This is a genomic window from Bacillus sp. T-10(2022), assembly GCF_056502895.1.
In genome coordinates this window covers 1,536,752-1,547,978 of record NZ_CP113518.1, presented here as the reverse complement: position 1 = coordinate 1,547,978, position 11,227 = coordinate 1,536,752, and the positions used below count along the sequence as shown (strand labels likewise).

Sequence of the window (11,227 nt, the reverse complement as noted above, 5' to 3'; positions counted from 1 at the left end):
ATAAGCGGTTTGCATTTTTTCAAATCGTAAGGAAACCGCTACAGCTGGTCTAACTCATTTTTATTTTTTATACTCGATACCCATTTTAATACTTAGTTCAGGATGCTGATCTACATATTCCATGTACGCTTCTGCACACTTTTCAAATGGTACGATTGGTTCGATGATGTCTTCACAATTCAGATACCCGTTCATCAGCAACTCCCAGCAGGTCTCCTCTATCCGCTTTCTATTCCATCGTGGATAATCTGGATTAGGTTCGCTGGCAGCGCGGGAGAATACAATCTTAGCATTATTGAAATGAGCTTCACGCCCAAAATTCAACCCTTCAGGGAAAGCTTTCCCAAAGGCTACATATGAGATGGTCCCGCCATATGCAATACCCTTTAGTGCCGCCTGAAGAGCTGCAGCATTGCCGCTTGTTTCAATGATTGAATCAGCCCCTATTTTATTTGTCAGCTTTTTCACTTCAAATCCTACATCGCAAGCAGTTGGATCTAAACAAATATCCGCCCCGTTACGAAGTGCAATATCCCGGCGCTGGTTCAGAGGGTCAATTCCGACAACAATACTCGCACCTGCTTTTTTAGCCAACTGGATTGCCAGTTGACCAATTGCACCCAGCCCAACCACAACTACGTAATCACCTGCGCGAACATTAGCATCGCGTACACCGCTCATTGCAAATTGTGCAGGATCATAACATACTGCATTTTGCCATTTAGAACCTTCTGGCATTTTACGTAAACGGTGGTTATCAACCGCATTTACAATAACAGTCTCCCTGATTGGTCCATATGTACAAACCGTCTCCCCCACCTGGTATCCCGTTACTTCGGACCCTACTTCGATTATTTGACCAACAACCATATTTCCAAGCTGGAATTCACCAAATACGATCCCTTTAGTTGTACCTTCTTCCCGGGGCATAAACATCCGCCATTCTTCAGAAAAGTTCTCATCCATAAAAGGAGTCATCCCGCGAAAATCTATAACTTCCGTGCCATGTTTAGGAGAGGCAAACTGCACTTCTATTTTCACTTCATTTGACTTTATGGAACTGTCTTCATATTCCAGCAATTCCGCTACTCTTGGTTTTACTGCAACTAGTTTTTTCAAAATAAATTACCTTCTCTCAATTATTTGAATTTTCCGTTTACCCTTTCACTCCACCTTCAGTTACGTTTCCTTTTATGAAGTGCTCTGAGATTGCGTACATCCCTACAACAGGCAGCGCCGTTATAAGCGAAGCAGCCATCATTCTGCCCCATATATAGTCAGGTGTACTGAACAAAGCATTTAAGCCGATTGGAAGTGTGAAGTTTGCGGAATCCGATAAGAAAATGGATGCAAATAGGTAATCATTCCAAGCGACCATAAAGGAATATACAAAAACGGATATGATACCTGATAAGGCTAGTGGAATGATAATATAGAAAATGATCTGCACACGGTTCAACCCGTCAATCATCGCCGCTTCCTCCAGATCCTCTGGGATAGTGTCAAAATAACTTTTTAACATGAATATCGAGGTTGGAAGCGTTTGAACAATCATCGTGATAATCAGTGCTGTTTTCGTATCATATAACCCAAGTCCGGAGATGATTTTAAATAAAGGAACGACAAGCAAAATCCCAGACAACATATACACCGTATAAAAACTAGCATTAATGGTGGTTTTACCGATAAATTTCAACTTCGAAAGGGCGTAAGCCCCGAAAATGCCTATTGCAACGGACAGCAATGCTGCAGTAAGGGCCACTATTAAACTATTTTTAAAATAAGCTAAATAGGGGAAGATATCGGGATTAAAGATATCGACATAATGCTGGAATGTCCAATCTTCCGGAAAAAAGGATGGGTTAGTGGCAACCGCTTCCTTAGAACTTTTAAAGGAAGTCATCAACATGATGAAGAAAGGGAATAGGGAAATAGTCAACAGGGTGATCAGCCCAAGATAAAACCCGATCTTTCTTGCTGCTTTATTCTTTTTACTGCTAGCCATTGCCATTTAATTTCACCCGCTTTCTTGATGCTATTATAACGATAGAAAGAATGATAAAAAGAATTACAGAGATGGATGCGGCTTTGCCGAGATCATTAAAAGCAAATGCCGTTTCATATAGGTAAATTCCAATAATATTCACTTTGTTTGTTAACAGATATACATCTGTGAACATATAGAACAACCAGATGGAACGTAGAGTTATAATGGTTATCAGCACAGGCATAATTGCCGGAATGGTAACGTTTTTGAACTTTTCCCATGTGGAAGCCCCATCAATTTCTGCCGCCTCATATAAACTTTTATCCACCGTCTGCAATATCGCCAGGAATGAGATGAACGCATAAGGAAAGTATCTCCATATTGCAAAAAGAACGACTAGAATGAAGCTGCTAACAGGATTGTCAAACCAGAGTGGTGCCTTTTCAAATAAATGAAACACGTCAACCCCTAAATGGTTTACGACACCATAGCCATTATTGAACATGTATTTCCAAGCAAATACCAAAGAAATTGAAGGCGTAACATAAGACAGAATAATCATTGAACGGGCAGCCTTACGGAATTTGAATGGACGGTTAAAAAAGATTGCCACAACCAATCCCAAGGCTGTACTCCCTGCCACCGCTAAAATCATGTATAAAAGTGTAATTCCCAATGATTTTAAAAATTCGATATCCGTCAGTATATCTGTATAGTTATTTAACCCGACAAAAGTTGCACTTAGCCTTGGGTTAATTGGAAGATCAAAAAAGCTGATCTTTATGTTAGATATCATTGGGTATGCAACCAGCAAAAGCACTAAAAAGACACTTGGGAAAAGTAGCACCACTGCCAATTTCAAATCTGATTTCCCTCTTTTTTTCATTTTCACGGTCCCCCTAAATAATCACATTTTTTAAATTGTTCAAACCAATAAGGGATTTTCTACCTTTATCGTTAGGCGTAGACCTTGGACATATTTCTAAAAATAGAGGGCCTTAAACACCTTCTCTAATGCCTTATTTTTTTAAGACTTCTTTCATTTTCTGTTCAGCGCTTTTAAGTTCCATATCAACGCTTTTTTCACCGACTGTTATATCATTCACTAATTTGGGAATAGTGCCTGAACTCGATATATCTCCCATTTTCAAGTAGTTTTTTTCACCAACCAAACCAAACACTTGGATATCATTAAATGATGCTGCGATTTCGGTTGATAAGTCTCCGAAGGCTTTTACAACTTCATTTGCCGTATATGCAGCATTTTCTGTAACCGCTTTACTAACTGGTTGTGCACCGCCTGGCGACATTAAAACCCACTCGGTCATATTTTCCGGTTTGGACAAAAACGTTGTGAATTTCTGTGCTGCTTCTTTTTGAGTATCATCCAATCCAGAAGAGATCGTGATTGCAGAAACTGTTCCAAACACCGCTTTTGTTTTTTTCTCTGGAATTGCAAACCCAATATTTCCTGCATCGCCTTCTTCGTATACAGAAGGCAGGATATAAGTTGAATATACCGCCATTGGTGTTGTGCCATTCATGAAAGCATCTTTCACTTCAGTGGTATCATTTGAACCGGGCATAGTGTATTGGGCCAATTCTTTATAATAAGTCAGCGCTTCTTTCATCGCCTTTTTATTAAAATCCAACTGCCCTTTGCCATCAAGTACATTCGCATTGTTTGAAAGAGCAAATTGTGAGAATGCCTGCTCTGAAAATCCCCCTTCAACAGTCGGCAAACCAATACCATACTTTTTATTGCTGCTGTCAGTAAATGCCTTTGCGATCGACATTACATCTTCCCACGTTTTCGGCTCTTCAAATCCTTTAGATGCCAGCATTTCTTTATTAAACCAAATGCCTTGAACCCAGCCACTGATAGGGACACCCGTGTGTCCTTTCCCATCTTCTGGTGTTACTAGTTTTAAGGCACCATCATAAAAGTCTTCCTTACCAGCTTTATCGAGCGTATTACTAACTGCCTCTTTGTCGATAAGTTGTTCTTTATCCATGACTTTGGCATAATCCTGTCCGACTTCAAGGACCGCAGGAAGTTTTCCGGCACTTGCTAAAGTGATGATTTTTGTATTATATGAACCTTCTTGAACCGGAATTTGCTTGATTTTAATAGTGGGATTTTCCTTCTCAAACCTTTTTACCAGCTTGTTGATGACAGCTAGACGCTCTTGCTCTACAGAGGAATGCATGAACTCAATCGTTGTTTTTGCATTTTCTCCTGTCTTTTCGTTCCAACCGCATGCTGATAAAGTAATGCTTAAAACTAAGATAACTACCAAACTTGGGATTTTGATTTTCATCTTTTTGCCTCCTAGTTAAATCGCTTTCAACCACAGGAATTGATAGGGATTTAGTGTAATAGTACCGTCGAAAGCCATTTCTTCCCCAGTCATTACATTTATAAAATTTCCTGAAACCTGGCAATCCACAGATTCATTCGCAATATTGTGAATAATGATCAGACTTTTTTGGGAATCATCGCCTCTTTTAAGTGCAAATACTTTTTCACCTTTATCCAAAATTTCCATCGGCACATCTGGATGAAATAATGCTTCTGCTTTCCTAATTTGGATAAGGTTCGTTAACTCTCTATATATCCTGCTTCGCAAAGAACCTGCTTTCTCCAGTTCCGTTTCAATTTTATCCAATCTATACTTTTGGCGGTTAATTGAACGGTTCATTCCTGTTTTGGCCGCACCTTCATAATCATTTCTAGATCCTAATATACTCTGGATATAAACCGCCGGCACTCCCTGAAGGGATAATAAAATAGAATGTGCGGCCAAAAAGCGTTTCACCCTTAATTCATCATCATCCGACAGTTTATTCAAAGCGTCCAAGTATGTCACATTGATTTCATATGGACTTTCCGTTCCATCAGGATTTTTTTTGTAGTTAACTTTTGCGCCTTCCCTTTTCAAGTCTGCTACCAGATTGAGAATCTCATCTTCTGGGATAATGCCGCGAATAGGATTCAATCCAATACCGTCGTGTGAAGCAAGGAAATTAAAGAATGTTGTATTCTCCCCTGCCGGCTGTAGATTTCGTGCCCACTCTGTGAGAGCGCTCCCATTTCCGCGATTAAACGAGTAGAGCACGAGCGGCGGTAAAGGGAATTGATAAACCATATGTGCTTCATCGCTACCATTGCCGAAATATGAAATATTATCCTTATGAGGTACATTCGTTTCAGTGATGAGGACAGTTCCTTTAGCAACTTCCTCAACAATATCACGGAACAATTTTATGATTTGGTGCGTTTTTTCAAGATGGATACAAGTCCCTCCGACTTCTTTCCACATGAACCCTACCGCATCTAGCCTGATATATTCCGCACCTTGCTCCATATAGAATAATAGAATATCAATCATTCTCAATAAAACTTTTGGGTTTTTGAAATTCAAATCAATTTGATCTTCACTAAACGTCGTCCAAATATGCTTTTCTGATCCATCCTCCATTTGAAACCTGGTGAGGACGGGTGTGGATCTTGGTCTTGTTACTGAACTCAGATCTACATTTGGGTCCATCTCTGTAAAAAAGTTGGAATATTCCGGGTTTCCTTTTATGTACTCTTTAAACCAATCACTCTTTGCTGAAATATGATTGCACACATAATCAAACATGATTCTCGTTTTTTTCGATAGTTTTTCAACATCCTCCCAATCTCCCGCAATTGGATTGACCTTCTTATAATCGACTACCGAAAAACCATCATCCGACGAATACGGATAAAAAGGCAGCAGATGGACAATTTCAAATTTGTCTGCCAAGTAACGATCAAATACCTTCTCAAAGGTCGCCAGTGTAGGCTGGCCTTCCTCCTGAAATTGATCCGAATATGTAATCAAGACGATATCTTTCTCATCCCATCTTTGTTTTCTTTCTTTATAAGGTGTTTCTTTTGCTTGTACCAGTTTACCTTTTAAGTCAGCCCAAACCTTTTGTGCATCAGATTCTCCATAAATTGCAGATAATCTCTGTTTAATATATTCCATATACGCCCCCTTCTTGGAACCGTTTCCATATAAATTAATAGTTAAATATTTTCTTGTGGAACCGCTCCCACAAACAAAATATAATACAGTAAGCGTTCTCTGTCAACAAGAACCCAAATCGGGAACCACGCTTTTATTTTAGAGGGTTCACCTAATTTTGCATGAAGTCCAGAAACTACTTTTCATTGCAAGATTGCCTCCTACTTTTAAAATTTCTATTGCCACTATCCTGATTCATCAATATAATTTACCCTATGAAACCGCTCTCTATTATTATTAAATTGAAGATCAATCTATAAAAATAAATAAAAAATTAATCCATTTTCCCAGTGGTACATAAACACCAATAAAAATTCAGGAATATACAGATAATCTACTAGGAGGGGGAGAACTTGATTGGGACACACTATCTACGATATTGCCCGTGTTGCAGAGGTTTCAAAATCCACCGTATCACGTGTGCTAAACAATCAAAGCAACATCTCTGTTGAATCGCGGGAGCGCGTGTTAAAAGCAATTGAACAATTAAATTATCAACCTAGTAAATTAGCCCGGGCCCTATCTTCCGGATTTGACGCGATCATGGTACTATCGCGTTCAGCCAAAACTACCGAGAATAACCCATTTTTCTCAGAGATCATTCATACAATATCAACCAATGCTGAAGACGAAAACTTCGATGTGATTTTACAGACTGCGAAAAACAGTCAGGATGAACTTCAAAAGTGCATCAGGAAAATAAAGGATAAATTAATAAAAGGGATCATTATGCTAAGTTCCCCTGCAAATGAAAACTTCTTTCAACAAATAGATCCATTTAATATCCCTATAGTAGTCATTGGAAAGGTAGAAGGTCATTACAAAAACGTTTTTTCCGTAGACACGAATAACTACAAGGACAGTTATGATTTGACGCAATATTTGATCGATAAGGGACACCGTGATATTGCCTGCTTACATTCTCCACTCGATTATCATGTTTCCATCGATCGCTTGGAAGGATATAAATCATGCATTAAGAATAACGGGCTCCCACTAAAGAATGAATGGATTATCAACAGTGGGTATACGATCGATGCCGCACATCAAGCAACAAAACAACTATTGGGAAATAACCGGCCGACAGCCGTTTTTGCAACTGATGATCTTAAGGTGATGAGTATCTATAAGATGGCAGCGGAAAATGGAATTTCCATACCGAAAGACCTATCCATCGTAGGTTACAGTAATTCAAATTTACACCCATTTCTCTCTCCCTCTTTGACTTGCAAGGAAATCCCTGTAAAAAAATTAGGAGATATTGCTGTACAGGTTCTCTTTACAAAGATAAAAGGTAATCAAGATCAGATACCACATACCATCATTCCAACTGAAAACATTATCCAAAATTCCGTAGCTGAAATTTGATTTTTTAAAATAATTATCCAAAGTGTCTTCCCATAAAGGGTTTGGAAACATTTTAAAAGGGAAAGGTTCACAATTCTGCTTGTTTGTCTTAAAAATACGGATCATGGACGAGAAGCCCTAAGATATATTAATAAAAGAAGCCTGCATTTATTATTGTTAAATAACAAATGCAGACTTCTTTTAGTTATGGAACTCATCGAGCCTTTTTGGAATAAAAACAAAAACCCGTCCACCTAAGGAGGACGGGTTACACATATTCAAGATGTTGTAATCACTCCACAACCGGGAGCCAACCTTTTATCCCAATCAACTTTTCCCAAAGCGGATCTGGAATGACCAATTCATCCTGATCTTTTTTTGAAAGGGTGGTCCGTATTTCCGCTTCTTTTCCAGACCTGATTTTTTCAATCCAATGCGGTTCCATAAGAAGTTCGCGGCCAAGGGCGATAAAAGGGACACCCGTTTCCATAGCTTCTGCAACTTCATCGGGTGTATGCAGTGAGCCTACACCGACAACAGGGATACGATTACCTACTTTATCGTAAATTTTAACGATGCGCGACTTTGTCCTATCACTCTCGCGGAATGAGCCATTCCAGAAATGGCCTACCGATATATGTAGATAATCCAGGTTTTGATTCGCTAATCTATCAACGAATTGAATTGTATCATCTAAGGTGATTCCAGGATTGCTGCCTTCTTCAGGAGAAAGGCGGTAGCCGATGATAAACGGCTTTTTCGCATGCTCAGCAACCGTTTTCTCGACCTCATTCACAATGGTAAGCGGGAAAATCAATCGTTTTCCCAGTGTTCCACCCCAGTTATCCGTACGACGGTTCGAGTGTGGCGAGAAGAATTGCTGCAGCAAGTACGTATTGGCACCATGGATTTCCACACCATCGAATCCTGCTTCGATTGCCCTTCTTGTTGCTTCTCCAAATGCATTAATAATGTCTTGTATTTCATCTTCACTCATTTCCCGCGGTACAGGTGCTTCCTCGCTGGAAGCAATGGCACTTGCAGAAACAGGTTGGTTATCAGGCAATAATTCCGGCGGACTTTGCCGGCCTCCGTGATATATTTGCAGGATCGCTTTTGAGCCGTTGGACTGAATCGTTTCGGCTAGTTTTCTCAAGGATGGGATAAAGAAATCGTCATCTGCACTAAGTTGGCCTGGGAATCCCTTGCCTCCAGCAGATACATAGGCACATGCCGTGACCACCGCACCTACACCAGCCGATCGTTCAGCGTAATAGGACAGTTCGTCATCGGTTACAACGCCTTTATCATCCGAAGAATAAGTGGTCATAGGAGCCATCATGATACGATTTTTCACTTCTACCCCTGATGGAAATATATATGGTTGAAAAATCTTTTCGTATTTTTGATTCATGCCAATCCTCCCCCTTTACTCTTAGTGGTGATGATGTCCGTGCGGTTCTTTAGAAGGATTAGTGATTTCAAAGCCTTCTTCAGGTACATAAAAATATTTAATCCAGACACCATCAAGAAATTCTTCACGTGAATCAAGCAAAATATCGATTTCTTTATCTGTTTTGACGATTTCATCATGCTCTGCCGGTGTATCCAGCTTCATGTCATAATGGGCATGATCGCCATGCATATGGGTGATATATACACGAATCATTTTCCCTTCGGCTTCTTCAGTGCTCAGCATTTTTTGTAAGATTTTTGCTGCATTGCGATTTATTTTGCAATTCATGTCCATACCCCCAACAATAAAATTATCCCTGTACTGAATTCTACCCAATTAAGGGTTATCAGTAACATCCATTTTCCCCCTTCATGATTGACCATGTCCTCGGTCTGAAGGAAAGGCGATGCCGATTTGCTTTCTTGCTTCATCCATGATTTCCATGGTCAACAGTGAATTCGAATATGAATTTATATCGGATTCCATTTTCCCCTGCTGTATCAAATCAACAAATTCTTTCGCTTCATAATACATGGAAGGCATATCCTGTTTAACCGAAATATTTTCAGTGGTTCCATCCCGATACTGAATATCCACCGCTTGCGGTCCTGAAATTTTCTGAATGATGATGCTCCCAAGTTCACCTTGAATTTCCGATGGCAAATTGGATTCAGTAATCTTGGAAAACATGACGACTGCCTCCATTTCATCATAAGAAAGCAGAATCGTCCCCTGCCCATCAACTCCTGATTCAAGCATCGTTCCTGATGCCTGCACCTTATTCGGTTTACCGAACAGTACAGCAAGTGGATAGAGGACGTAAATGCCTAAATCCATTAAAGAGCCACTGGAGAATTCCGGATTGAATGCATTCAGCACAGTTCCTTGTTTATATGAATCATAGCGTGATGAATATTGGCAAAAGCTTCCCGAAAAACGCCTAATCTTCCCGATTTTATCCAGATTCCCTTTTATACTTTCAAAATTCGGCATGATGGTCGATTTCATCGCTTCCATCAATAGCACATCATTTTGTTTTGCTGCCTCAATCATTTCCCTTACTTCTGCCGCATTCGAGGCCATTGGTTTTTCACATAATACATGTTTTTTATTTTGTAAAAACAACACGGCTTGCCTGCAATGATGAGAGTTAGGGCTTGCTATATATACAGCGTCGATTTCATCGCTGGCAGCCATTTCTTCTAAATTCGTAAAAGTCGTATGTACTTCGTATTTATTGGCAAATTCCTTTGCTTTCTCTTCTGTACGTGAATACACGGCGGTTAAAGATAAATCCTCTACATGCTTCGCAGCCTCCAAAAATCGTTCCGTGATCCAGTTTGTACCTATTACCCCTAATCTTATCAACATCCTATCCCCTTTCAAGCTAACTTAATTATGTCCTCAATATACAGACATTTTACTGAAAAACAAAGTATAATGAACACTCGCAATTGTTTAAATTGGATTTTTTAGGTAATATTCGTTTATAATTTTTCTATATTACCACTGCCATGATGTTTCTACATACTCCCAAATTGGGAATAGAAGACTTAAAAGGAGAGTGTGAAGTTTATGACAGAATTAATGAAAAACAAAGTTGCCATCATTACCGGTGGAGGATCGGGAATTGGCCGGGGCGCTGCACTGAAACTAGCTGAAAACGGCGCGAACATCATCTTTTTTGACCGTACAGTCGAAAATGCCGAAAAGGTGAAGGAAGAAGTGGAGAACCTTGGTCGAGAGGCTTTAATCATTAAAACGGATGTATCCAAGGCCGAGCAAGTTGAACATGCCTACAAGACCGCCTATGAACATTTTGGGAAAATTGATTTTGTATTTGCAAACGCAGGCATCAACGGAGTGATTGCCCCTATAGAAGACATAAAGCCAGAAGATTGGGATCAGACACATACAATTAACCTCAAAGGCACCTTTCTCACCATCAAATACGCCATTCCCTATATGAAGGAAACGGGTGGCAGCATCGTAATCAACAGCTCCATCAATGGAAACCGATATTTCAAGAATTTTGGTTTTTCCGCTTATAGTTCATCCAAGGCAGGTCAAGTCGCTTTCGGTAAAATGGCTGCACTCGAATTGGCAAGATATAAAATCAGGGTAAATACCATTTGTCCCGGCTCGATTGATACGAACATTCACGATAACACATTCCCGGAAGATGAAAACTTAAAAAAAATCACGATTCCCATTGAATATCCGCAAGGCTCCCAGCCCCTTGCGAGGAAAGCAGGGACTACCGAACAAGCTGGTGATCTCGTATTGTTTCTAGCATCAGATATGTCTTCCCATGTTACGGGCACGGAAGTTTATATCGATGGAGCAGAATCACTATTATGATTCATACTTAACCCCTTA

At 39.9% G+C, this 11,227-nt stretch carries 10 protein-coding genes; 2 read left to right on the top strand and 8 right to left on the bottom strand.

What is annotated here, in order from left to right; all coding sequences use genetic code 11:
- Positions 1-60: 60 nt before the first annotated feature.
- The 5 genes from OSJ91_RS07605 to OSJ91_RS07585 form a co-directional block, all read right to left on the bottom strand.
- Positions 61-1,119 carry a zinc-dependent alcohol dehydrogenase gene (locus OSJ91_RS07605; protein WP_485891327.1) on the bottom strand — a complete coding sequence of 353 codons (1,059 nt, stop codon included), beginning with the start codon at positions 1,117-1,119 and terminating at the stop codon, positions 61-63.
- Positions 1,120-1,156: 37 nt separating this feature from the next.
- On the bottom strand, positions 1,157-2,005 hold the full coding sequence (locus tag OSJ91_RS07600; protein ID WP_485891865.1) for a carbohydrate ABC transporter permease: 849 nt from the start codon (positions 2,003-2,005) through the stop codon (positions 1,157-1,159).
- The gene (locus OSJ91_RS07595; RefSeq protein WP_485891326.1) at positions 1,998-2,873 is read right to left on the bottom strand and encodes a carbohydrate ABC transporter permease; all 876 of its coding nucleotides are present in this window, start codon (positions 2,871-2,873) and stop codon (positions 1,998-2,000) included. Before OSJ91_RS07595 ends, OSJ91_RS07600 begins: the two co-directional genes overlap by 8 nt.
- A gap of 133 nt (positions 2,874-3,006) precedes the next feature.
- On the bottom strand, positions 3,007-4,308 hold the full coding sequence (locus tag OSJ91_RS07590) for an ABC transporter substrate-binding protein (RefSeq protein WP_485891325.1): 1,302 nt from the start codon (positions 4,306-4,308) through the stop codon (positions 3,007-3,009).
- A gap of 15 nt (positions 4,309-4,323) precedes the next feature.
- Positions 4,324-6,006, bottom strand: a complete 1,683-nt coding sequence (locus OSJ91_RS07585) for a sugar phosphorylase (RefSeq protein WP_485891324.1) — start codon at positions 6,004-6,006, stop codon at positions 4,324-4,326.
- A 396-nt stretch (positions 6,007-6,402) separates the two neighbouring features.
- Here OSJ91_RS07585 and OSJ91_RS07580 point away from each other — a divergent pair, with 396 nt between their 5' ends.
- Positions 6,403-7,413, top strand: a complete 1,011-nt coding sequence (locus OSJ91_RS07580) for a LacI family DNA-binding transcriptional regulator (RefSeq protein ID WP_485891323.1) — start codon at positions 6,403-6,405, stop codon at positions 7,411-7,413.
- A gap of 271 nt (positions 7,414-7,684) precedes the next feature.
- Here OSJ91_RS07580 and OSJ91_RS07575 read toward each other — a convergent pair whose 3' ends face one another.
- The 3 genes from OSJ91_RS07575 to OSJ91_RS07565 all read right to left on the bottom strand — a co-directional run bounded on the left by OSJ91_RS07575 (position 7,685) and on the right by OSJ91_RS07565 (position 10,216).
- Positions 7,685-8,806, bottom strand: a complete 1,122-nt coding sequence (locus OSJ91_RS07575; protein ID WP_485891322.1) for an NADH-dependent flavin oxidoreductase — start codon at positions 8,804-8,806, stop codon at positions 7,685-7,687.
- Between the two features lie 21 nt (positions 8,807-8,827).
- Complete coding sequence (locus OSJ91_RS07570) at positions 8,828-9,136, bottom strand: iron-sulfur cluster assembly accessory protein (protein ID WP_485891321.1); 309 nt, start codon at positions 9,134-9,136, stop codon at positions 8,828-8,830.
- A gap of 81 nt (positions 9,137-9,217) precedes the next feature.
- A complete protein-coding gene (locus tag OSJ91_RS07565; RefSeq protein WP_485891864.1) occupies positions 9,218-10,216 on the bottom strand; it encodes a Gfo/Idh/MocA family protein in 999 nt (332 codons plus the stop codon).
- A gap of 207 nt (positions 10,217-10,423) precedes the next feature.
- Between OSJ91_RS07565 and OSJ91_RS07560 the strand changes: the two genes are divergently transcribed.
- Positions 10,424-11,209, top strand: a complete 786-nt coding sequence (locus OSJ91_RS07560) for an SDR family oxidoreductase (RefSeq protein ID WP_350301801.1) — start codon at positions 10,424-10,426, stop codon at positions 11,207-11,209.
- Positions 11,210-11,227 lie beyond the last annotated feature (18 nt).

What these genes read in the sequence shown, in the direction of transcription:
- OSJ91_RS07600 (WP_485891865.1), bottom strand. Translation starts at nt 2,005, where the DNA reads ATGGCTAGCAGTAAAAAGAATAAAGCAGCAAGAAAGATCGGGTTTTAT.
- OSJ91_RS07595 (WP_485891326.1), bottom strand. Translation starts at nt 2,873, where the DNA reads ATGAAAAAAAGAGGGAAATCAGATTTGAAATTGGCAGTGGTGCTACTT.
- OSJ91_RS07590 (WP_485891325.1), bottom strand. Translation starts at nt 4,308, where the DNA reads ATGAAAATCAAAATCCCAAGTTTGGTAGTTATCTTAGTTTTAAGCATT.
- OSJ91_RS07585 (WP_485891324.1), bottom strand. Translation starts at nt 6,006, where the DNA reads ATGGAATATATTAAACAGAGATTATCTGCAATTTATGGAGAATCTGAT.
- OSJ91_RS07575 (WP_485891322.1), bottom strand. Translation starts at nt 8,806, where the DNA reads ATGAATCAAAAATACGAAAAGATTTTTCAACCATATATATTTCCATCA.
- OSJ91_RS07570 (WP_485891321.1), bottom strand. Translation starts at nt 9,136, where the DNA reads ATGAATTGCAAAATAAATCGCAATGCAGCAAAAATCTTACAAAAAATG.
- OSJ91_RS07560 (WP_350301801.1), top strand. Translation starts at nt 10,424, where the DNA reads ATGACAGAATTAATGAAAAACAAAGTTGCCATCATTACCGGTGGAGGA.